Raw genomic sequence first — 22,286 nt, forward strand, 5'->3', positions numbered from 1 at the left:
CAATGGCGGCGGCGGCGCCGGCACCGTCGAGGCGGTCCATGTTGGCTTCGGTGGCATGGCCGGCGTTGGCGCCTTTGGTGGCTACTTCGCCTTGATCTTCTTTGTCGAATTCGTCCCAGCTCAGCATGACGTGTCGTCTCCTGCGTGAGGGCTCCAAGGTGCCCGTGTGAAACCGGATGGTTGGGTGTTCACACGGCCCGAGGGCCGCGGTGGATCTTAAGGAATCGTTTCTTGCAACAGCTCGCGCAGGCATTAAACGGAAATTGCGTAACGGGTGCGCTGCGTGAGGCTTGAGGGGCGGAGCGGTCGGTGCTGGCTCCGGCGATGGCCTCAGGTCTGGCTCTTCGTCCCTGTGTAAAGGGATATTGCAGGCCCGATTTACCCGCGCATTATAGGGAAAAAATCGGCTTTGTGTTGCGGCGGATGGTCACGATTGACCGCTGTAAGGCCATGGTTTTCGGTCAAAGCGCGTGTTTGCAAGGCTTTGCTGGGGTAGGAATTTTTTGACGGGCGGTGGGATGTTTTGGGTAGGCGAGGGTGAGGGCGCAACGTAGGGCTTTGTAAGGCAGGTTCTTGGCCGCAGAAACGATTTTCTGCGGCGGCCAAGATCCGAGTTTATATCTGAATAAATACGTTATTAGCCGTTAGAGCAGCCATTGCCCATTACATGGTAATTAAGAATATGACGCTGACCTTGGGAATCTTCATATTCCATTTTTACCGGTACAACTTCGCAGACATCCGGCACGTTGCTCATGGACAGTACTTTGGCGATGTCCAAATGAGTGCTGTAGGTGTAGTCCTCGACAATCGGTGCGTTCTTGCCGGCCAGTTCGGTCGGGGCTTCGTCGGCCAGGGCGGCAGTGGCACACACGCTGCTGAGGGCCATCACTACTAACGCTTTCATTACTGTATTTACCTTCTTCAGGGCGAAAGGGGTCACGGGGCCCTTGTGAGGCCGCGTGTGTAACTTAAAAGTTGGGAAGTTCGGATTAACGTTGCCTTCGTGGGGGCTGTTGCGTTGTTAATCACAGTGCCTTGTTGGCGGAGTTGATTTTAGGCGTGCCGGTTATATTCATATACCCGTGCTTTTGATAAACACTTTTGGCGGTTTTTGTAACAATCCCCGGGTGAAGGATTTTTCATTGGGCGGTAAAGCCCCGTAGGCTGCGGGCCAGAGCGGTGTAAGGGGATAGCAGGGCAATTTGTAGGGTCTTGTTACTACCATCGTCGAATGGTTCTATAGGCTCACCCCGGCTAAAACAGGGGCCATACAAAAACAACTATTGTCACCGAGGTAAGAAAGATGAGTGCGGCTTCCCTGTACCCCGTTCGCCCCGAAGTAGCAGCCAACACGCTGACCGACGAGGCGACCTACAAGGCCATGTACCAGCAGTCGGTGGTCAACCCCGACGGTTTCTGGCGCGAGCAAGCCAAGCGTCTTGACTGGATCAAGCCTTTCACCACGGTGAAGCAGACGTCGTTCGACGATCACCACGTCGACATCAAGTGGTTCGCCGATGGCACCTTGAACGTTTCCTACAACTGCCTGGACCGTCATCTCGCCGAGCGCGGCGATCAGGCAGCCATCATCTGGGAGGGCGATGACCCTGCCGAGAGCCGTACCATCACCTACCGCGAGCTGCACGAAGAAGTCTGCAAATTCGCCAACGCCCTGCGTGGCCAGGACGTACACCGCGGCGACGTGGTGACCATCTATATGCCGATGATTCCCGAAGCCGTGGTCGCCATGCTGGCCTGCGCGCGCATCGGTGCGATCCACTCGGTGGTGTTCGGTGGTTTTTCGCCGGAGGCCCTGGCCGGTCGCATCATCGACTGTAAGTCGAAGGTGGTGATCACCGCCGACGAAGGCATCCGCGCCGGTAAGAAAATTCCGCTCAAGGCCAACGTCGACGACGCCCTGACCAATCCGGAAACCAGCAGCATCCAGAAAGTCATCGTGTGCAAGCGCACCAACGGCGCGATCAAGTGGAACCAGCATCGCGACATCTGGTACGAAGACCTGATGAAAGTGGCGGGCGCGGTCTGCGCACCGAAAGAGATGGGGGCCGAAGAAGCTCTCTTTATCCTCTATACCTCCGGCTCCACCGGCAAGCCCAAGGGCGTGCAGCACACCACCGGCGGTTACCTGCTGTATGCGGCCCTGACCCATGAGCGCGTCTTTGACTACCGCCCGGGCGAAATCTACTGGTGCACCGCCGACGTCGGCTGGGTCACCGGTCACACCTACATCGTCTACGGCCCACTGGCCAATGGCGCGACCACGCTGCTGTTCGAAGGCGTGCCGAACTACCCGGACATCACCCGAGTGGCGAAGATTGTCGACAAGCACAAGGTCAATATCCTCTACACCGCCCCGACCGCGATTCGCGCGATGATGGCATCGGGCACCGCCGCCTGCGAAGGCGCCGACGGCAGCAGCCTGCGTCTGCTCGGTTCGGTGGGCGAGCCGATCAACCCGGAAGCCTGGGACTGGTACTACAAGAACGTCGGTCAATCCCGTTGCCCGATCGTCGACACCTGGTGGCAGACCGAAACCGGCGGCAACATGATGAGCCCGCTGCCGGGCGCCCATGCGCTCAAGCCGGGTTCGGCGGCGCGGCCGTTCTTTGGCGTCGTGCCAGCGTTGGTGGACAACCTCGGCAACCTGATCGAAGGCCCCGCCGAAGGCAACCTGGTGATCCTCGATTCGTGGCCGGGCCAGGCCCGTACCTTGTACGGCGACCACGACCGTTTTGTGGATACCTATTTCAAAACGTTCCGTGGCATGTACTTCACCGGTGACGGCGCGCGCCGTGACGAGGATGGTTACTACTGGATCACCGGGCGCGTGGACGACGTGTTGAACGTCTCCGGCCACCGCATGGGCACCGCCGAGATCGAAAGCGCGATGGTCGCCCACCCTAAAGTCGCCGAAGCGGCGGTGGTGGGTGTGCCGCACGACATCAAGGGGCAGGGCATTTATGTCTACGTCACCTTGAATGGCGGCGAAGAACCGACCGAAGCCCTGCGCCTGGAGTTGAAAAACTGGGTGCGCAAAGAGATCGGGCCGATTGCTTCGCCGGATGTGATCCAGTGGGCGCCGGGCCTGCCGAAAACCCGCTCGGGCAAAATCATGCGCCGCATCCTGCGCAAGATCGCCACGGGCGAGTACGACGGGTTGGGGGATATCTCCACCCTGGCGGACCCAGGTGTGGTGGCGCATTTGATTGAGACGCACAAGACCATGAACGTCGCGTAAGGCGGGATAGGTGGGAACAGCCCCATTCGGCGTAAGCCGAGTGGGGCTTTTTTATGATCTCTCAAAACCACTGAGAACCAATGTGGGAGGGGGCTTGCCCCCTGGAGTGCAGTTCCAGGCGGGTATGGCGGAGGGGCTGACGGTCCGACATAACCACCAGACCAATAAATATCGATTTATTACGTAGGAGGTTTCCGAATGTTACCGAGTGGTGCAAATGTGTAACCCGCTGCCCACACCTGAGGCGAACGGCTACGCGAATGCCCCGAAAAACCGCGTTTTAGACACCCCTGGAAATAAGATTAAACGCTAGACTTGCCGTGCTAGAAGGGTTTGCGAATAATAGGCCCGCAATTTGCAGCATCAACAGGTTTAATATCTTTTGTCTCTGCATAAATTTCAGAGGCTGTCAATGAGCTGGAACCGCTTTCTCGGTGCTTCTGTAAATTGTTGTCGCATTGAGGAAATATCGGCTTCCGGCCTGTCGTTAGAATGCCGATCACTCGCTCGTCGTCGCAGGTAGTCACCGGCGTAGGACGCTGCAACGCTATTCGGTTTTACTCAATCGCATCATGGGCCATGGCTCATACTGCTGTTTCTGCCCTATACCGATGGAGTCCCAAGATGAAGAAACTCGTGCTGTTGGGCGCCCTGGCGCTGTCCGTGCTGTCCATGCAGGCTTTCGCTGAAGGCAAGCCACTGAAAATTGGTATCGAAGCAGCCTACCCTCCGTTTGCGTCGAAAGCGCCGGATGGCAGCATCGTCGGTTTCGACTACGACATCGGCAACGCGCTGTGCGAAGAGATGAAGGTCAAGTGCACCTGGGTTGAGCAGGAATTCGACGGTCTGATCCCCGCACTCAAAGTGCGCAAGATCGACGCGATCCTGTCGTCCATGTCCATTACCGAAGACCGTAAGAAGTCTGTGGACTTCACCACCCGCTACTACCTGACCCCAGCACGCCTGGTGTTGAAGGAAGGCACGACCGTCAGCGACAGCCTGGAAGAGTTGAAAGGCAAGAAGATCGGTGTGCAGCGCGGTTCGATCCACGATCGCTTCGCCAAGGAAGTGCTGGCCCCTAAAGGCGCCACCGTGGTTCCTTACGGCACCCAGAACGAAATCTACCTGGACGTGGCCGCCGGTCGCCTCGACGGCACCGTGGCTGATGCGACCCTGCTGCAGGACGGCTTCCTGAAGACTGACGCCGGCAAAGGTTTCGCCTTCGTAGGCCCTGCATTCACCGACGTCAAATACTTCGGCGACGGCGTAGGCATCGCGGTGCGCAAAGGCGACAAGGAAAACCTCGACCGCATCAACGCGGCTATCGCGGCGATCCGTGCCAACGGCAAATACAAGCAAATCCAAGACAAGTACTTCGACTTCGATATCTACGGCGCCGACGCCAAGTAAATCGTCGCAGCTGTCTGTCCAGAATGGCGCAAGCAACAGAATTCCTGCGGTTTGCGCCATTTTTTCATCCCCCTTTTCGAGGACCTGAATCATGTTGAAAGGCTACGGGGCCGTTATCCTCGATGGCGCATGGTTGACGCTTCAGCTCGCCTTGTCGTCCATGGCCTTGGCCATCGTTCTGGGTCTGATCGGGGTCGCCCTGCGCCTGTCGCCGGTGCGCTGGCTGGCTTGGCTGGGTGACTTGTACTCCACGGTGATCCGCGGGATCCCCGACCTGGTGTTGATCCTGCTGATTTTCTATGGCGGTCAGGACCTGCTCAATCGCGTCGCTCCGCTGCTTGGCTTCGACGACTATATTGACTTGAACCCCTTGGCCGCCGGCATCGGCACCCTGGGTTTCATCTTCGGCGCCTACCTGTCGGAAACCTTCCGCGGCGCCTTCATGGCCATCCCCAAGGGCCAGGCCGAAGCCGGCCTTGCGTATGGCATGAGCAGCTTCCAGGTGTTTTTCCGGGTGATGGTGCCGCAGATGATCCGCCTGGCGATCCCCGGCTTCACCAATAACTGGCTGGTACTGACCAAGGCCACCGCGCTGATCTCGGTGGTGGGCCTGCAAGACATGATGTTCAAGGCCAAGCAGGCGGCCGACGCCACCCGCGAACCTTTTACCTTCTTCCTCGCAGTGGCGGCGATGTACCTGGTGATCACCAGCGTGTCGTTGCTGGCCTTGCGTTACCTTGAAAAGCGCTACTCGGTAGGCGTAAGGGCGGCTGATCTATGATCTTCGACTACAACGTCATCTGGGAGGCCATGCCGCTGTACCTCGGCGGCCTGGCAACCACCCTGAAACTGCTCGCCATCTCGCTGTTCTTCGGCTTGCTCGTGGCGGTGCCCCTGGGTTTGATGCGGGTGTCCAAGCAGCCGTTGGTCAATGGCGTGGCCTGGCTCTATACCTACGTGATCCGTGGCACGCCGATGCTGGTGCAGCTGTTTTTGATCTACTACGGTCTGGCCCAATTCGAAGTGGTGCGCGAAAGCTTTATGTGGCCGCTGCTGTCCAGCGCCACGTTCTGCGCGTGCCTGGCGTTTGCCATCAACACCAGCGCCTACACCGCCGAAATTATTGCCGGCAGCCTCAAGGCCACACCTAACGGTGAGATCGAAGCGGCCAAGGCCATGGGTATGTCGCGCTACAAGCTGTACCGCCGCATCCTGCTACCGTCGGCCCTGCGCCGCGCGCTGCCGCAGTACAGCAACGAAGTGATCATGATGCTGCAGACCACCAGCCTGGCCTCCATCGTCACCTTGATCGACATCACCGGCGCCGCGCGCACCGTGAACGCGCAGTATTACCTGCCGTTCGAAGCCTATATAACCGCTGGCGCGTTCTACCTGTGCCTGACCTTTATCCTGGTGCGCCTGTTCAAGTTGGCCGAGCGCCGCTGGCTGAGCTACCTGGCTCCACGGAAGCACTGATATGCAACGTATCGATCACCTGTTGCCCTGGGGCCACCTGGGCTGCGAGCGCCAGTTGAGCGTGTTCCGTTTCGGCAGCGGCGAGCGCAAGGCTTATATCCAGGCCAGCCTGCACGCCGATGAACTGCCCGGCATGCGCGCCGCCTGGGAGCTGAAAAAACGCCTTACCGAACTGGAGCAGCAAGGCGCCCTCAACGGCGTGATCGAGCTGGTGCCAGTGGCCAACCCGATGGGCCTGGGCCAGTTGCTGCAAGGCAGCCATCAGGGGCGTTTCGAAGTGGGCAGCGGCAAGAATTTCAACCGCGATTTTGTCGAGTTGAGCGAGCCGGTCGCCGCGCTGCTGCACGGCAAATTGGGCGATGATCCTCACGCCAACGTGCGCTTGATCCGCCAGGCGATGGATCAGGCGCTGGACGCACTGCCCGAACCCAGCAGCCAGTTGCAAGGCATGCAGCGCGTGCTGCTCAAGCATGCGTGCAGCGCCGATATCGTGCTCGACCTGCACTGCGACGCCGAAGCCGCGCTGCACATGTACGCGCTGCCTCAGCACTGGCCGCAGTGGCGCTCACTGTCGGCGCACCTGAATGTCAAAGTCGGCCTGCTCGCAGAAGATTCCGGCGGCAGTTCGTTCGATGAGGCTTGCTCACTGCCGTGGCTGCGCTTGTCGCGGGCGTTCCCCGAGGCGCAGATCCCGCTGGCGTGCCTGGCGACCACCCTGGAGCTGGGCGGGCAGGCCGATACCGGTCGCGCTGAGGCGATCTTCCACGCCGAGGGCATCCTCGCGTTCCTCGCCGAGCAAGGCCTGATCAAGGGCCAATGGCCGGCGCCGCAGCACGAGCCGTGCGAAGGCGTGCCGTTCGAAGGCACCGAATTGCTGTTCGCGCCCCATGCCGGGGTGATCAGTTACCTGCGCAAAGCCGGGGACTGGGTCGACAAAGGCGAGCCGATTTTTGAAGTGATTGATCCCCTGACCGACCGCGTGAGCATTATCTGCGCGGGCACCTCGGGGGTGTTGTTTGCCGTTGAACGGCTACGTTATGCCCAAGCGGGTTTCTGGCTGGCCAAGGTGGCGGGGCGCGAAGCGCTGCGACACGGGCGCTTGCTCAACGACTGACCACCTGTTTTTGTGAGAACCGACCGCATGTACAAGCTTGAAGTCCAAGACCTGCATAAACGCTATGGCAGTCATGAAGTGCTCAAAGGCGTATCCCTGGCCGCTGCCGCCGGTGATGTGATCAGCATCATCGGTTCCAGCGGTTCGGGCAAAAGTACCTTTTTGCGCTGCATCAACCTGCTGGAGCAACCCCACGCCGGCAAGATTCTGCTCAATAACGAAGAGCTGAAACTGGTGGCCAACAAGGACGGCGCCATGAAGGCGGCCGACCCCAAGCAGCTGCAACGCATGCGTTCGCGCCTGTCCATGGTGTTCCAGCATTTCAACCTGTGGTCGCACATGACCGCGATTGAGAACGTGATGGAAGCCCCGGTGCATGTGCTGGGCGTGTCGAAGAAAGAGGCCCGTGAAAAGGCCGAGCACTACCTGGCCAAGGTCGGCGTGGGCCATCGCAAGGATGCGTTCCCCGGCCACATGTCCGGCGGCGAGCAGCAGCGCGTGGCGATTGCCCGTGCCTTGGCGATGGAGCCGGAGGTGATGCTGTTCGACGAACCCACCTCAGCGCTCGACCCGGAATTGGTCGGCGAAGTGCTCAAGGTGATGCAGGACCTGGCTCAGGAAGGCCGCACCATGGTGGTGGTGACCCACGAAATGGGCTTTGCCCGTGAAGTGTCCAACCAGTTGGTGTTTTTGCACAAAGGCATCGTCGAAGAGCGCGGCAACCCCCGTGAAGTGCTGGTGAACCCGCAGTCCGAGCGCTTGCAGCAGTTCCTTTCCGGCAGCTTGAAGTAGCCACTCCTTGTGAGCGCTGCTTTATGTGGGTGGGGGCTTGCCCCCGATAGCTGAGTGTCAGTCAGCACATCTGATTCTGATACACCGCAATCGGGGGCAAGCCCCCTCCCACATTGGATGTTCATCGTTTTTGAGATTTGTGTTCATTTACGGGCTAGCATTGGCCCACGGCTTCTTTCACTGTTTTGCTTCGGATAGCCCTCCATGACTGCCCATCGAATTGGTTTCCTGATTTGGCCCAGCACTAAAGCACTCACGCTTGCGCTGGCTGAGGAGGCCTTGCGCGTGGCCCAGCGGGTGCATCCGGAGGTGGTCTACGAGCTGTCGTTTCTGCTGGCGGAGCCGGCAACCGACGGTGCCTGGCAATTGCCGGGCGAGCCGTGGGCCGGCAAGTTGGAAGGCTTCCAAAAACTGTTCCTGCTGGCCGACGAGCCGCCCACCGTTATCGCTTCCCAACTGAACGTCGCTCTCAAGCAACTGGTGCGCACCGGTTGCGTGATCGGTGGGCTGTCGGCCGGGGTTTATCCTTTGGCCCAGCTCGGCCTGCTCGACGGCTACCGCGCCGCCGTGCATTGGCGCTGGCAGGACGATTTCGCCGAGCGTTTCCCCAAGGTCATCGCCACCAGCCATTTGTTCGACTGGGATCGCGACCGCCTGACCGCCTGCGGCGGCATGTCGGTGCTCGACCTGCTGTTGGCGGTGTTGGCCCGTGATCACGGCGCCGAACTGGCCGGTGCGGTGTCGGAAGAGCTGGTGGTCGAGCGTATCCGCGAAGGCGGCGAGCGTCAGCGCATTCCGCTGCAAAACCGCCTGGGCTCCAGCCATCCGAAGCTGACCCAGGCGGTGCTGCTGATGGAAGCCAACATCGAAGAGCCGCTGACCACCGACGAAATCGCCCAGCATGTCTGCGTGTCACGACGACAACTGGAGCGCATCTTCAAGCAATACCTCAATCGCGTTCCCAGCCAGTACTACCTGGAACTGCGCCTGAACAAAGCGCGCCAGATGCTGATGCAAACCAGCAAATCGATCATCCAGATCGGCCTGTCCTGCGGCTTCTCCTCGGGGCCACACTTCTCCAGCGCCTACCGCAACTTCTTCGGCGCCACCCCGCGCGAAGACCGCAACCAGCGCCGCAGCAGCAGCCCGTTCGAGCTGTCCTCGGTGCCGGCCGAACGCGGCTGAAAACAACCTCACGTCTCCATCGGCTCCGGTGTTCCCGGCGGTAGCAGCGGCACGCCATGCTCGTCGAACATCGCCGCTTCCACGCCGAGTTCGTAGCCAGTCTGCTGATAATACTGGCGCAGCAACTCGATGCTCTCGTCCGACAATGGGTTGCCACTCAGATCGGAGTCGTCGTTAATCGGCAGAGGCATTTCCAGCAGATCGCTGGGCAGGTGCTCGATCAGGTTGTCGCTGGCATCCAGAATGCGCAGTCGCCCAAGGTTGAACACACCGATTGGCACTTCGGTCAGGCCACAGTTGTGCAGGTAAAGGGTGGTCAGGCGCTGCAGGTTGCGCACATCCGGTGTGATGCCCAGGGTGTTGTCGCTCAAGTCCAGATAAATGAGATTTTCCAGACTGGCCAGTTGGCCCGCGCTCTGTGGGGTCAGGCGGATCATGTTTTCTGTCAGCGTCAGGTTACGCAGCGAATGCAAGGCGAACACCGGCGCGGGGATGTCGCCCAGAACATAGCGTTCGATCACCAGATGCTTGAGATTGGGGAAGCACCGCAACAGGCCGTCGACGCTTTGGCTGGTGCCTTCGCCGATCAATTCAAGCAAGGTGACGTGGCCGAAGTGGGCGCGCAGCGTCGGCAGCGGCCCGAGCAACTGGCCGTGAAACACCAGTTTGTAGGTGTGATACGGCGGGACGTTGCCCGCTTCATCCGGCTCGACTTCCCGGCGCCAGCAGCTTTCCAGCAGCGCTTTGAAGTGCATGCGCCGCAGTTGTTCTTCGGCGCGGGCACCCACGTCCAGTACCGTATCGAGCAGCGGATCGCGGGTGGGCACATTGAGTGCCCATTCCTGCAACTGGCTGCGCAGCTGTTCGTACTCTTGGCCCAGGCGCGTGATCTGGTGAGCGGCGCCATCGATGTCGCCAGGCAGATCGAAATAGATGCGTGCTTGTTCGGTGTCCGAGACGGCCGGATATAGCGCCCTGATCCGTTGCAGGTCCTCGGCGGGCGGAGTCGCCAGCCAGAACTCTCCGGTGGCCTGGTAGTAGGCTTTGATGCGGCGCAACGCTGGGCGCGACAGCGGGTTGGCGGACAGATCGACCCTGGCCGCTACGTTGACGGGCAGGTTGAAGGCTTGATCCGGCAGGTTCTCCAGGGCGTTGTGGCTCAGGTCCAGATAGGTGCGGGGCGGCAGCGACAGCAGGTCGGCGGGAATCTCGGTCAGGCCGGTATTGCTCAGTGACAGTCGGGTGAGCCGTGTCAGACGGCGCGTATCGGGAATATTTTCGAGGGGGTTGTCGCTCAAATCCAGCTGTTCCAGGTTGACCATCCCCGACAGTGCATTGGCGGCCAATGGGGTCAGGCGCAGCCGCGTGCGGTTCAGGCTCAATTGGGTGAGCTGGCGCAGGTTGGTGATGCTCAAGGGCAGCGCGTCCAGGGAGTATTGCCGCACGGTCAGCCGTTTCAACGCGGGGAAAGCTTGCAGGAACGCTCCCAGGCGCAGCTCGGCACCAGCGCCGTGCAGGCTGAGCGCTGTGACGTGGTCGAAGGTGGTATGCAGGCTTGGCAGTGTGCCGCTGACCGGTTTGCGCAGGGTCAGTTCATAGCCGGTGGTAAGGCCCTGATGCTGCGCATCGAGGGGGATTTCGCGACGCCAGGCCGCCTCCATATCCTGCAGAAACAGGTTGCGGTAGGTGCGCTCGGCGGTGGACAGCAGGGGCGCGTCGGCCCAGTCCTGCATGTCGCCACGGATGCCCAGGTACTCAAGTTCGAGACGGGTCAGGGCAATCCTGCCGGCTTCCAGATTGCCCGGCAGGGCAAAAATGAAGCGATTGATTTCGTCGCTGCTGAAAGTGGGGTACAGCTGTTGGGCCTGGGCCACATCCGCCGGATCGGCGCTGATGCCCCAGTGCCTGGCGGTGCGTTGGAAATGCGCCTTGACCCGCTCCAGCGACGCGCGCGACAGCGGGTTTTCGGACAGGTCGAGCTTGTCGCTGATGCGCGCGGGCGCATCGAACAGCTCGGCGGGCAGTGTCTGGATACGGTTGTGCGACAGCAGCGCCAGGGTCAGGTCCTGGCGAGTCAACAAGCCCGCAGGCAGCTCGGTGATGCCGGTGTAGTTGAGGTCAAGGTATTTCAGGTTCGGCATGTGCTCGACCGTGGGAGTGCGGCCCAGCGGGTTGTTGTACAGATCCAGCGTGACCAGGCGGCTCAGAGCGCTGAGACGACCATGGGCTTCCTGGTTCAGACGCAATTGGCAGTCGCTGAGGATCAGCTCGTTGAGGTTGGGCATCGCGGCGATGGTTTCCGGAAGCCCCTCAAGCGCCAGGTGGCGAAGGGTCAGGTTGCGCAGCCGGGGAAACAGTTGCAGGAACGTATTGATCTGTAAGGGCTGGCCGTCGCCGACCACCTCCAGGCGCGAGATGTGTTCCATACGCGCCGACAGGCGCGGCAGTTCACCGATGATCGGCGCGGTCAGTTTGAGTACATGGCCGTTGCGCGACATGGCTTCGTAGTACTGATCCACCTCGGTTTCCTGGCGCCATGCGCGCCGGATTTCCGTGGCCCACAGCTCGCGGTTGCGCCGCGCATAGTCATACTCGGCTTCACTCATTGGAGCTTCGCTGACCGCGCGAAAACGTGGGGTGCTGGACACCCACAGCGACAGGCCGACATCCAGCCTCATGTATTCATTTTTCAGCGTCACCAGTGTGGCCAATGCGCCGCCGGGTCGGCTCTCCAGGGTCTGTACCAGATCGCGTACCTGTTCGGCGGACAGCGTCGGCAGTAAGTCGTGGGCGCGTTGTTCGAGGGTCAACTCCTGGCTGGAGCCGGGTTGCGGCGCATCGGCGGGCCGATAGCCATCCATGCCACCACGCAGGCGCATAAAGGCTGGGTTGTAGGGTGGCTTGATCAGCGGATCTGCGTGCAACAGTCGGCGCAAGGGTTCGCGCCCGAGTGCGTGGGCGGCAATCGCCTGCTTGAGCCGTTCGCCTTGGCCGATATGGATGTTCAGCGCATCGCGGCGGGCGTCCGGCAGGGCCTGGAGGAGGGCGGTGTAAAAGTCGCTGCTGCCAAAGAGCGCGTTCTGCTGATCATAGGGAACGTAGTCGCCTTCCACGGTGTGCACCAGGACGCGGCGCACTTCGGCATCCTCGGGACCGATGGCGTCAAGCAGCGTGCCGTTGACCTGGTAGCGGCGAACTTCCAGGCGCGTACTGGCCTGCCAGCCCGGCAGGTTTTCCAGGGAGTGCAGGGCCAGCCTGGGGGTGTCTGGGCTGTCGCTGGCTTCCAGGTACAGGCCTTCGTAGGCGCGGGTGGTCCTGACTTGCAGTTGCGCCCAGTCGGCCAGTTCTTTCAACCGGGCGGGCACGGTGGCCCGGTCCAGTGCGCGCAGCTCGTCGCCGTCGGCACCGGCGAGGATTTCTTCGGCGACGCTGGTGGGCAAGCCGGGGTTCGGTGCGGCGTCGATGATGCGCTGCACGCGGGCATTGCGCGCGGTTTCCAGGCCGCGATAGTGGGCGTCGAACAGCGCAAAGCGCTTATCCCAGGCCAGCCGCGCGAGACGTTTGCGCCACGCGTTCGCACGGGTTTGCGCCGAAGACGGCGGCGTGCCGAATGGCTCCTCCAGCAGGCTTTTGCGCTCTGATTCATCCAGGCTTTCGATCAGCACCCGCAGCAGGTCACCGTTCTCCAGTTGCGCCTGATGCACCTGCACCACGCTGGCCTCACCGTTGCGAGCAAACTCCCACAGGGTGTTGCCCTGAGGATCGAGGAATCGCAGGGTTCGGGTTTGCGGCCACGGTTCGTAGGTGACCACCAACTGCAGTTGGATACGCGGATCGGCCTGTCGATAGACCGCCGGGTCGTCGCTGTTCATCTGGGTGACGAAGTCTTGCAGGCGCTGGTCGAGGGTGAAGCGCTTGAGGCTGTCGGCCAGCAGCGGCGGTGGGGGCTGCTGGTTGATGTGCATGTGGCGCAGCAGGTTGTCGTGGGTGGCGCTGATGTCCTGGGCCTGTTGCAGGCGCGTATCGCTGAGGTTGTCGACCTGATGACCCAGGCGCCGCAGCAGGGTGGGCGTGTCCCAACTCAGGGGGCGTTCCAGCTCGGTGAGCCAGGCGCCGTGGCCATTGGTCATGACGCTGGGGCGATAGGCATCGGCGCGCGTGGGATGCTCAAGGGTATGGCGCCCGGATGTCGCGTCGGTGCGCAACTGGTAGTACCCATCGCCAAGGCGCAGCACGGGCTTGCCGTGGTGCCAAAGGATGCCTTGTGCATCCGGGCGCAGGTCCTTGGGAATGCTCAGGTCATGGCGATAGGGCGCCAGGTCGGGCTTCCACAAGCGGGTATCGCCGCTGGGCCTGGTGACCGGACTGAGCGCGTCGATAAAGCCCAACACATTGGCCGGCAGGGACGCGCGCAGCAGGTCGGCTGCAATGGGCAGGCCGACGCCGAACATCCCCAGTTGCACCAGTTGCTCGGAAAACGACAACGCGTGGCCAAGCGCCTCGCGCCTTTGGCCTTCGGCCCAGTCGACAATCCCCTCAAACGCGTCGTCGAGTAGTTGATAGGCGCTGTAGCCCAGTACCAACGCTCCCAGCGGCGGCACGAACGGCGTGGCAATAAACGCGAGGATTTGCAGCAACGTACTGCCGATCTTTTGCAGCACCGCCCAGCGTTCCCAGCGCGCTTGCTGATCGACACTGGCCGTGGACACCGCCTGGGTGCGCGCATCATTGAGCAGTTTATTGAGCTTGACCTGATACAGGTGCTCGAACAGATCGCCGGCGATGGGCATCGGACGAAACTGCAGGTTCGGCCGGGCCACTGCGGTTTCGCGCCAGCTGGCGGTCGATTCGCCAGGGATGTGCGCATGCCAGGTGACCTGGGTAAGGCGTTGGTTGAGGTCGGCAAAGAACGTACCGAGGTCCTCGTGAGCGACAAAGCGGCTGAAAAAGCGCTGGTAATCCGGATTGCGCAATTGCTCGCACAGCGCGCGCATAAACGCCTGGCCGCTGGGGTAGTGCTTGATCGGGTGCTGCGGGTCATCCGGGATCCAGGCGATCACCGGCACCACGCTGCGGCTGGTCGCCAGATCGTCGGCGAACAGCACGATGCCGGCCAGTCGGGTGGACAGGATACTCAGCTCATACCGCAACAGAGGCTGGCAACCGTTAGCGCTGTGGGCTTGGCCGTTGAGCAGGCCGATAACGCTGTCATAGCCACTCTGCGGCAGGTCTTGCTTGAGCAGGGCCATGTACAGCGCGCGTTTCAGGGCGCTCATGTGGCTGTGTTGGAGACGTTGCCGCAGGCGGGCCTGGGCCACGGCGTTATCCAGGTCAAGGTAGTCGCGCAGGTAGCGCTGATACGCCGCGCCGATGTCGAGCTGGCGACACAGCGCCGTGAATTGCGCGACTGTGATCTGCGCGGCCACCCCAGGCAGCGCTTCAAAGTGCCCGGCGGCCGTGGGGCGGGTGCTGAAGGTGGAGGCGCTGTCATAGGCATCGACTGCGGTTTCGCTGGCTTCAAAGTTGTGCAGCGCCGCCTCGATCAGTGACACCGACCAGGTGCGCGCGGCGCCGGGTTTGACGGTGAAACCGGCGATTTTCAGCGGGATATAAAGCTGCAGCCAGGTGCTCCTCACGTCGATGCTCACGCCGTATTGCGCCTTGAGCGCCGCTTGCAGGCGCTCGGCGCCAAAAGCCTGGGGGCTTTTGAGCTGCGCCATGGCAGTGACCACCGAGTTCTGGGCAATCCAGGCCTGGTCATTGAGGCGTTTGAGCGTTCGATGCTGCGCCGCGCTGGCATTTTTGTACCAGTCGGCGACGATCGATTCGGGCTGGGCCAGGTCGCTGCGTCTGTCGGGTGTGATGTCGGCCAGCCATGGGGGCAGGGCGTTTTTCAGGATGTCGTAGTGGGGAACGGAGGAGGTGGGGAGTTCAGTCACAAGGGCTCCAGGGCAAGGTCAAGAAGCCCTCAGCAAACCAGTTCGCGTCGTGCAGCCTGTGGTAGCCGGTTAGGGCTGCGCGAAATTTGCCGATGGGCCGTGATCGAACCTGCCCACGGAGCGGGCGCACGGTTTAAACTGCGCCATTGCGACGCTATATGTCGCATTGCCGTAAACCCGCGTAAAACCGGGGTTGGCGCTATAAGAAGTTGTCGCTTGGCGGCAAGGTCGCGCTGAAAACTGTCCTTACAATCCCTGCATCGCCCGCCAGTTCCAGGCAGGCGTTCCTCTTCAGGAGACTCCGATGTCCGTTGAGCAAGCCCCGGTGCAACGTGCCGATTTCGACCAGGTCATGGTTCCCAACTACGCACCTGCCGCGTTCATCCCTGTGCGTGGCAAAGGTTCCCGCGTCTGGGACCAGGCCGGTCGCGAGCTGATCGACTTTGCCGGCGGCATCGCGGTCAACGTTTTGGGCCATGCCCACCCGGCACTGGTCGGCGCGTTGACCGAGCAGGCCAACAAGCTGTGGCATGTCTCCAACGTATTCACTAACGAGCCGGCGCTGCGCCTGGCCCATAAGCTGATCGACGCCACCTTTGCCGAGCGCGTGTTCTTCTGCAACTCCGGCGCCGAGGCCAACGAAGCCGCGTTCAAGCTGGCGCGCCGCGTGGCGTTCGACCGCTTCGGCAGCGAGAAGTACGAGATCATCGCGGCACTCAACAGCTTCCATGGCCGTACCCTGTTCACCGTCAACGTCGGTGGCCAATCCAAGTACTCCGATGGTTTCGGGCCTAAAATCACCGGCATCACCCACGTTCCTTATAACGACCTGGCTGCACTGAAAGCCGCCGTTTCGGACAAGACCTGCGCCGTGGTGCTGGAACCGATCCAGGGCGAAGGCGGTGTACTGCCGGCCGAGCTGGCCTACCTGCAAGGCGCCCGCGAGCTGTGCGATGCACACGACGCGTTGCTGGTGTTCGACGAAGTGCAGACCGGCATGGGCCGTAGCGGCCATCTGTTCGCCTACCAACATTACGGCGTGACCCCGGACATCCTCACCAGCGCCAAGAGCCTGGGCGGCGGTTTCCCGATCGCGGCGATGCTTACCACTGAAGCGCTGGCCAAGCACCTGGTGGTCGGCACCCACGGCACCACTTACGGCGGCAACCCGCTGGCATGTGCAGTGGCCGAAGCGGTGATCGACGTGATCAACACCCCTGAAGTGCTGGCGGGCGTGACGGCCAAGCACGCACTGTTCAAGGCGCGCCTGGAACAGATCGGCAAGCAGTACGGCATCTTCACCGAAGTACGCGGCATGGGCCTGCTGATCGGTTGCGTATTGAGCGATGCATTCAAGGGCAAGGCCAAGGACGTGTTCAATGCGGCCGAAAAAGAAAACCTGATGATCTTGCAAGCCGGCCCCGACGTGGTGCGTTTCGCCCCGAGCCTGGTGGTGGACGAAGCAGACATCAACGAAGGCCTGGATCGTTTCGAGCGTGCGGTTAAAACGCTGACCCAAGCCTGATACACATCTGTCTGTCGGACCGGATCAAGTGTGGGAGGGGGCTTGCCCCCGATGGCGGTGTATCAGTCACAGATGTATCAACTGACAGACTGCTATCGGGGGCAAGCCCCCTCCCACACTGGAATATGCCCACTTGAAGATATGTGGTGTTCCTGACCTGTTCGGTATTTTTTTCTGTGAGTTCTAGAGTTAAGGAGTGACACCATGCTGGTGATGCGCCCCGCGCAAATGGCTGACCTGGGCGAGGTACAGCGTCTGGCTGCGGACAGCCCGATTGGTGTCACCTCCTTGCCGGACGATGTGGAACGCTTGAGCGACAAGATCGCCGCCAGCGAAGCCTCCTTCGCGGCCGAGGTGAGTTTCAACGGTGAAGAAAGCTATTTCTTCGTACTTGAAGACACCGAGACCGGCAAGCTCGTCGGGTGTTCGGCCATCGTCGCCTCGGCCGGCTATTCCGAGCCGTTCTATAGTTTTCGCAACGAGACCTTCGTGCACGCCTCCCGCGAGCTGAAGATCCACAACAAGATCCATGTACTTTCCCAGTGCCACGACCTGACCGGTAATAGCCTGCTCACCAGTTTCTACGTGGTGCCGGAGCTGGTCGGCTCGCCGTGGTCGGAACTCAATTCCCGCGGGCGCCTGCTGTTCGTCGCCAGCCACCCGGAGCGCTTTGCCGATTCAGTGGTGACCGAGATCGTCGGCTACAGCGACGAGAACGGTGACTCGCCGTTCTGGGACGCCATCGGGCGCAACTTCTTCGACCTCAATTACGCCGCCGCCGAGCGCCTGTGCGGGCTCAAAAGCCGCACCTTCCTCGCCGAGCTGATGCCCCATTACCCGATCTACGTGCCGCTATTGCCGGACGAAGCCCAGGAAGCCATGGGCCAGGTGCACCCGCGTGCGCAGATCACCTTCGACATCCTGATGCGCGAAGGCTTCGAGACCGACCATTACATCGACATCTTCGACGGCGGCCCGACGCTGCACGCGCGGGTCTCGGGCATCCGCTCGATTGCCCAGAGCCGCGTGGTGCCAGTGAAGATCGGTGAGATGGTCAAGGGGGCGGGCCGCCAGTACCTGGTGAGCAACGCACAGTTGCAGGATTACCGCGCGGTGATGCTGGAGCTGGACTACGCGCCCGGCAAACCGGTGACCCTGGACCTGGCCGCGGCCGAAGCCCTGGGTGTGGGCGAGGGCGCCAGTGTGCGTCTGGTCGCGGTTTAAAAGCAGAGTTTCGCGGGTGGCCCACGGCGGCCCGTTTGAGGAGATAGCATGATCGTTCGTCCCGTACGCAGCAGCGATTTACCGGCCCTGATTGATCTGGCGCGCAGCACCGGCACCGGCCTGACCACCTTGCCGGCCAACGAAGAGCGCCTGACCCACCGGGTGGGCTGGGCGGAAAAAACCTTTCGCGGCGAGGCCGGTCGCGGCGACGCCGACTACCTGTTCGTGCTGGAAAACGACGAAGGCCGCGTGGTGGGCATTTCCGCGATTGCCGGTGCCGTGGGCTTGCGCGAGCCCTGGTACAACTTCCGGGTGGGCCTGACCGTCAGCGCGTCCCAGGAGTTGAATATCTATCGCGAGATTCCGACGCTGTTCCTGGCCAACGACCTCACCGGCAATTCCGAGTTGTGCTCGCTGTTTCTGCACGCCGATTACCGCAACGGCCTCAATGGCCGCATGTTGGCCAAGGCGCGCCTGCTGTTTATCGCGGAGTTCCCGCAACTGTTCGGCAACAAGATCATTGCCGAGATGCGCGGCGTGTCCAACGAGGCCGGGCGCTCACCGTTCTGGGAAAGCCTGGGTCGACATTTCTTCAAGATGGAATTCAGCCAGGCCGACTACCTCACCGGCGTGGGCAACAAGGCATTTATCGCCGAGTTGATGCCGAAGTTTCCGCTGTATAGCTGCTTTTTGTCCGAGGACGCGCGCAATGTGATCGGCAAAGTCCATCCGGACACCGAGCCGGCGCTGAGCATGCTCAAGAGCGAAGGGTTCAGTTACCAGGGCTATGTCGATATTTTCGACGCCGGCCCGGCGGTGGAGTGCGAGACCACCAAGATTCGCGCGGTGCGTGACAGCCAGTCACTGGTGTTGGCCATCGGCACTCCGGGGGACGACGCCACACCGTTCCTGATCCATAACCGCAAACGCGAAGATTGCCGCATCACCGCCGCGCCCGCACGCCTGGCCGCCGGCACGCTGGTGGTCGACCCGTTGACCGCCAAGCGCCTGCAATTGGTGGTCGGCGATCAAGTGCGTGCCGTACCGTTGTCCGCTGCTCGGGAGTCGAAATAATGAATTCGCTGTATATCGCAGGTAGCTGGCTGGCTGGCCAGGGTGAGCTGTTCGAATCGCGCAACCCGGTGACCCAGCAAGTGCTGTGGGCCGGCAACGGTGCCACCGCCGAGCAAGTCGAGTCCGCCGTGCAGGCCGCACGCCAGGCGTTCCCGGCTTGGGCCCGGCGTACCCTGGAAGAACGCATCGCGGTGCTGGAAGCCTTCGCTGCCACCCTCAAGCGTCGCGCCGATGAAATCGCCCGCTGCATCGGCGAGGAAACCGGCAAGCCGTTGTGGGAAGCGGCGACAGAAGTCACCAGCATGGCTAACAAGATCGCCATCTCGGTGCAAAGCTACCGCGAACGCACCGGCGAGAAGAGCGGCCCGCTGGGCGACGCCACCGCTGTGCTGCGCCACAAGCCGCACGGCGTGGTGGCGGTATTCGGCCCGTATAACTTCCCCGGTCACTTGCCTAACGGGCATATCGTGCCGGCGTTGCTGGCGGGTAACACCGTGCTGTTCAAACCCAGCGAGCTGACGCCGAAAGTCGCCGAGCTGACCATGCAATGCTGGATCGAAGCCGGGTTGCCGGCGGGCGTGTTGAACCTGCTGCAAGGCGCGCGGGAAACCGGAATCGCCTTGGCGGCCAATCCAGGCATCGACGGCTTGTTTTTCACCGGCTCCAGCCGTACCGGCAACCATCTGCACCAGCAGTTCTCCGGGCGCCCGGACAAAATCCTGGCCCTGGAGATGGGCGGCAACAACCCGCTGGTGGTCGATGAAGTGGCCGACGTGGACGCAGCGGTGTACACCATCATCCAATCGGCGTTTATTTCGGCCGGCCAGCGCTGCACCTGCGCCCGTCGCCTGTTGGTGCCGCAAGGCGCCTGGGGCGATGCGTTGCTGGCGCGGTTGGTGGCAGTCAGTTCGACCATTGAAGTCGGCGCGTTCGATCAGCAACCGGCGCCGTTCATGGGCTCGGTGATTTCCCTCGCCGCTGCCAAAGCCTTGATGGACGCCCAGGAGTTGATGCTGGCCAACGGTGCCGTGGCGCTGCTGGAAATGACCCAGCCCCAGGACCAGGCCGCCTTGCTGACTCCGGGCATCATCGACGTGACCGGCGTGGCCGAGCGCGAAGACGAAGAACTGTTTGGCCCGCTGCTGCAAGTGATCCGCTACAGCGATTTCGAAGCGGCGATAGCCGAGGCCAACAACACTCAGTTCGGCCTGGCCGCTGGCTTGTTGTCCGATTCCGAAGCGCGCTACCAGCAGTTCTGGCTGGAAAGCCGCGCCGGGATCGTCAACTGGAACAAACAGCTGACCGGCGCCGCCAGCACCGCGCCTTTTGGTGGGGTAGGGTCCTCGGGCAATCATCGCGCCAGTGCGTATTACGCGGCGGATTATTGCGCCTACCCGGTGGCATCGCTTGAGACCCCAAGCCTGGTGGTTCCGGCCACGCTAACCCCCGGCATTACGCTGATCTAAATGTGGCAGGGGGCTTGCTCCCGATGGCGGTGTGTCAGGCACCTGATTTATCAACTGACCAACTGCTATCGCAGGCAAGCCTTCTGCCACACTGGATTTGCGGTGTGTTGAAGACTTTTGATGCCTATAAAAACAGATGTTCGTGGAGCCTCGCCGATGAAATCCTATGAAGTCAATTTTGACGGTCTAGTGGGGCCGACCCATAACTACGGCGGTTTGTCCTACGGCAACGTCGCGTCCCAGAGCAACAGCCAGCAGTCTTCGAACCCGAAGGAAGCGGCGTTGCAGGGCCTGCAAAAAATGAAGGCCCTGATGGATATGGGTTTCGTGCAGGGCGTGCTGGCCCCCCAGGAACGTCCCGACGTGGCCGCATTGCGTAACCTCGGTTTCAGCGGCAGCGATGCCCAGGTGATCCAGCAGGCGGCCCAGCAAGCCATGCCGTTGCTGGTCGCCAGTTGCTCGGCGTCGAGTATGTGGGTGGCCAACGCCGCCACCGTCAGCCCCAGCGCCGACACCGCGGATGGCCGTGTGCATTTCACCGCCGCCAACCTCAACTGCAAATACCACCGCAGCATCGAGCACCCGACCACCAGCCGCGTGCTGGGCGCCATGTTTGCCGATCCGCAGCACTTCGCCCACCACGCCGCGTTGCCGGCGGTGGCGCAGTTCGGCGACGAAGGCGCGGCCAACCACACGCGTTTTTGCCGCGAATACGGCGAGGCGGGCGTGGAATTTTTCGTGTTCGGCCGCAGTGCATTCGACACCCGCTACCCGGCACCGCAGAAGTACCCGGCGCGCCAGACCCTCGAAGCGTCCCAGGCTGTCGCCCGCCTGCACGGCCTGAAGGACGACGGCGTGGTTTACGGCCAGCAGAACCCGGCGGTGATCGACGCGGGTGTGTTTCACAACGACGTGATCGCGGTGGGCAACGGCGAGGTGCTGTTCTATCACGAGGATGCGTTCCTCAATACCGAACAGATGCTCGGCGAACTGCAAGCCAAGCTGGGCAAGCTCGGCGGCAATTTCCAGTCGGTGTGTGTACCGCGCGCCCTGGTCAGCGTCGAGGACGCGGTGCGTTCCTACCTATTTAACAGCCAGTTGCTGACCCGCGCCGACGGCTCGATGCTGCTGATCGTGCCGGAAGAGTGTCGCGCCAACGAACGTGTCTGGCACTACTTGCAGGGCCTGACGGCCTCCGGTGGGTTGATCCGCGAAGTGAAAGTCTTCGACCTCAAGCAAAGCATGCAGAATGGCGGTGGCCCGGCGTGCCTGCGTCTGCGCGTGGCATTGAACGAAACCGAACTGGCGGCGGTGAATCCAGGCGTTATCATGACCGCGCCGTTGTACGACACGCTGACCCAATGGGTCCACAAGCACTACCGCGACAGCCTGCGCGAATCCGACCTGGCTGATCCGCAATTGCTGCTTGAGTGCCGGACGGCACTGGATGAACTGACGCAAATCCTTAAACTGGGCGCGGTTTATCCTTTCCAGATCAATTAACGCCGCACGGCTGAGAGCATTTTATGAGCACCGACACCCTGAAACTGATCCTTGAAGACACCGACGGCACCCAGCTGGAAACTTCCTGCACCCGCGTCGCCGTGGTGTGGCAGGGCAAGGAGATCTGGATCCAGCACGACGGTCGCGGCCAACTGCTGATCGGTGTGGACGTCGAAGAAGGCGACGCCGAGTACGCCAACCTGCTGATGCGCCCATTGGCTACCAACCTGATGAGCCTGCAGCTGGAAATGGAACCGGCCGACATGGAAGGTGATGATGACGATCACGTCCACGGTCCTGGCTGCAACCACTAAGG

The 22,286-nt window shown here is 61.7% G+C and carries 15 protein-coding genes and 1 pseudogene; 13 read left to right on the forward strand and 3 right to left on the reverse strand.

Annotated features, from left to right (window positions below):
* Together QRN41_RS20370 and QRN41_RS20375 are read right to left on the reverse strand one after the other, a co-directional pair.
* Window positions 1–127, reverse strand: a pseudogene (locus QRN41_RS20370) (ribonucleotide-diphosphate reductase subunit beta); the annotation flags it as partial.
* 510 nt (window positions 128–637) lie between these two features.
* Complete coding sequence (locus QRN41_RS20375) at window positions 638–907, reverse strand: DUF2790 domain-containing protein (RefSeq protein WP_034139056.1); 270 nt, start codon at window positions 905–907, stop codon at window positions 638–640.
* A gap of 399 nt (window positions 908–1,306) precedes the next feature.
* Between QRN41_RS20375 and acs the strand changes: the two genes are divergently transcribed.
* The 7 genes from acs to argR all read left to right on the forward strand — a co-directional run bounded on the left by acs (window position 1,307) and on the right by argR (window position 9,239).
* Window positions 1,307–3,262, forward strand: a complete 1,956-nt coding sequence (acs, locus tag QRN41_RS20380) for an acetate--CoA ligase (protein WP_034099953.1) — start codon at window positions 1,307–1,309, stop codon at window positions 3,260–3,262.
* A gap of 624 nt (window positions 3,263–3,886) precedes the next feature.
* Window positions 3,887–4,672, forward strand: a complete 786-nt coding sequence (gene aotJ, locus QRN41_RS20385; protein ID WP_034099951.1) for an L-arginine-binding protein AotJ — start codon at window positions 3,887–3,889, stop codon at window positions 4,670–4,672.
* A gap of 91 nt (window positions 4,673–4,763) precedes the next feature.
* Window positions 4,764–5,453: an ABC transporter permease gene (locus QRN41_RS20390; RefSeq protein WP_003193627.1), complete on the forward strand. Its 690-nt coding sequence runs from the start codon at window positions 4,764–4,766 to the stop codon at window positions 5,451–5,453.
* Complete coding sequence (locus tag QRN41_RS20395; protein WP_034099949.1) at window positions 5,450–6,148, forward strand: ABC transporter permease; 699 nt, start codon at window positions 5,450–5,452, stop codon at window positions 6,146–6,148. The genes QRN41_RS20390 and QRN41_RS20395 overlap by 4 nt, the downstream gene beginning before the upstream one ends.
* 1 nt (window position 6,149) lies before the next feature.
* The gene (locus QRN41_RS20400; RefSeq protein WP_034114875.1) at window positions 6,150–7,262 is read left to right on the forward strand and encodes a succinylglutamate desuccinylase/aspartoacylase family protein; all 1,113 of its coding nucleotides are present in this window, start codon (window positions 6,150–6,152) and stop codon (window positions 7,260–7,262) included.
* Window positions 7,263–7,289: 27 nt separating this feature from the next.
* On the forward strand, window positions 7,290–8,054 hold the full coding sequence (locus QRN41_RS20405) for an ABC transporter ATP-binding protein (protein WP_010208310.1): 765 nt from the start codon (window positions 7,290–7,292) through the stop codon (window positions 8,052–8,054).
* A gap of 204 nt (window positions 8,055–8,258) precedes the next feature.
* Window positions 8,259–9,239 (forward strand): transcriptional regulator ArgR, encoded by a 981-nt coding sequence (argR, locus tag QRN41_RS20410; RefSeq protein WP_034139054.1) that lies wholly within the window; start codon window positions 8,259–8,261, stop codon window positions 9,237–9,239.
* 8 nt (window positions 9,240–9,247) lie between these two features.
* Here argR and QRN41_RS20415 read toward each other — a convergent pair whose 3' ends face one another.
* On the reverse strand, window positions 9,248–15,178 hold the full coding sequence (locus QRN41_RS20415) for a dermonecrotic toxin domain-containing protein (RefSeq protein ID WP_285422065.1): 5,931 nt from the start codon (window positions 15,176–15,178) through the stop codon (window positions 9,248–9,250).
* Between the two features lie 304 nt (window positions 15,179–15,482).
* Between QRN41_RS20415 and QRN41_RS20420 the strand changes: the two genes are divergently transcribed.
* The 6 genes from QRN41_RS20420 to QRN41_RS20445 all read left to right on the forward strand — a co-directional run bounded on the left by QRN41_RS20420 (window position 15,483) and on the right by QRN41_RS20445 (window position 22,284).
* Complete coding sequence (locus QRN41_RS20420; RefSeq protein ID WP_034099940.1) at window positions 15,483–16,703, forward strand: aspartate aminotransferase family protein; 1,221 nt, start codon at window positions 15,483–15,485, stop codon at window positions 16,701–16,703.
* A gap of 204 nt (window positions 16,704–16,907) precedes the next feature.
* Window positions 16,908–17,927: an arginine/ornithine succinyltransferase subunit alpha gene (gene aruF / locus QRN41_RS20425; RefSeq protein WP_034099938.1), complete on the forward strand. Its 1,020-nt coding sequence runs from the start codon at window positions 16,908–16,910 to the stop codon at window positions 17,925–17,927.
* 48 nt (window positions 17,928–17,975) lie between these two features.
* A complete protein-coding gene (gene astA / locus QRN41_RS20430) occupies window positions 17,976–19,001 on the forward strand; it encodes an arginine N-succinyltransferase (protein WP_034139052.1) in 1,026 nt (341 codons plus the stop codon).
* Window positions 18,998–20,467 (forward strand): succinylglutamate-semialdehyde dehydrogenase, encoded by a 1,470-nt coding sequence (gene astD / locus QRN41_RS20435; protein WP_285422080.1) that lies wholly within the window; start codon window positions 18,998–19,000, stop codon window positions 20,465–20,467. The genes astA and astD overlap by 4 nt, the downstream gene beginning before the upstream one ends.
* 156 nt (window positions 20,468–20,623) lie before the next feature.
* Window positions 20,624–21,970 (forward strand): N-succinylarginine dihydrolase, encoded by a 1,347-nt coding sequence (gene astB / locus QRN41_RS20440; protein WP_034099933.1) that lies wholly within the window; start codon window positions 20,624–20,626, stop codon window positions 21,968–21,970.
* 23 nt (window positions 21,971–21,993) lie between these two features.
* Complete coding sequence (locus QRN41_RS20445) at window positions 21,994–22,284, forward strand: hypothetical protein (protein WP_034099931.1); 291 nt, start codon at window positions 21,994–21,996, stop codon at window positions 22,282–22,284.
* The last annotated feature ends 2 nt before the right edge of the window (window positions 22,285–22,286 follow it).

This window comes from Pseudomonas sp. efr-133-TYG-23, from assembly GCF_030209215.1.
Lineage (GTDB): Bacteria > Pseudomonadota > Gammaproteobacteria > Pseudomonadales > Pseudomonadaceae > Aquipseudomonas > Aquipseudomonas rhodesiae.

Excerpts from the sequence above, each read along its gene's own strand:
- QRN41_RS20420 (WP_034099940.1), top strand. The coding sequence starts at position 15,483 with ATGTCCGTTGAGCAAGCCCCGGTGCAACGTGCCGATTTCGACCAGGTC.
- QRN41_RS20375 (WP_034139056.1), bottom strand. The coding sequence starts at position 907 with ATGAAAGCGTTAGTAGTGATGGCCCTCAGCAGCGTGTGTGCCACTGCC.
- acs (WP_034099953.1), top strand. The coding sequence starts at position 1,307 with ATGAGTGCGGCTTCCCTGTACCCCGTTCGCCCCGAAGTAGCAGCCAAC.
- QRN41_RS20445 (WP_034099931.1), top strand. The coding sequence starts at position 21,994 with ATGAGCACCGACACCCTGAAACTGATCCTTGAAGACACCGACGGCACC.
- QRN41_RS20405 (WP_010208310.1), top strand. The coding sequence starts at position 7,290 with ATGTACAAGCTTGAAGTCCAAGACCTGCATAAACGCTATGGCAGTCAT.
- aruF (WP_034099938.1), top strand. The coding sequence starts at position 16,908 with ATGCTGGTGATGCGCCCCGCGCAAATGGCTGACCTGGGCGAGGTACAG.
- aotJ (WP_034099951.1), top strand. The coding sequence starts at position 3,887 with ATGAAGAAACTCGTGCTGTTGGGCGCCCTGGCGCTGTCCGTGCTGTCC.
- astB (WP_034099933.1), top strand. The coding sequence starts at position 20,624 with ATGAAATCCTATGAAGTCAATTTTGACGGTCTAGTGGGGCCGACCCAT.
- QRN41_RS20395 (WP_034099949.1), top strand. The coding sequence starts at position 5,450 with ATGATCTTCGACTACAACGTCATCTGGGAGGCCATGCCGCTGTACCTC.
- QRN41_RS20390 (WP_003193627.1), top strand. The coding sequence starts at position 4,764 with ATGTTGAAAGGCTACGGGGCCGTTATCCTCGATGGCGCATGGTTGACG.
- astA (WP_034139052.1), top strand. The coding sequence starts at position 17,976 with ATGATCGTTCGTCCCGTACGCAGCAGCGATTTACCGGCCCTGATTGAT.
- QRN41_RS20400 (WP_034114875.1), top strand. The coding sequence starts at position 6,150 with ATGCAACGTATCGATCACCTGTTGCCCTGGGGCCACCTGGGCTGCGAG.
- argR (WP_034139054.1), top strand. The coding sequence starts at position 8,259 with ATGACTGCCCATCGAATTGGTTTCCTGATTTGGCCCAGCACTAAAGCA.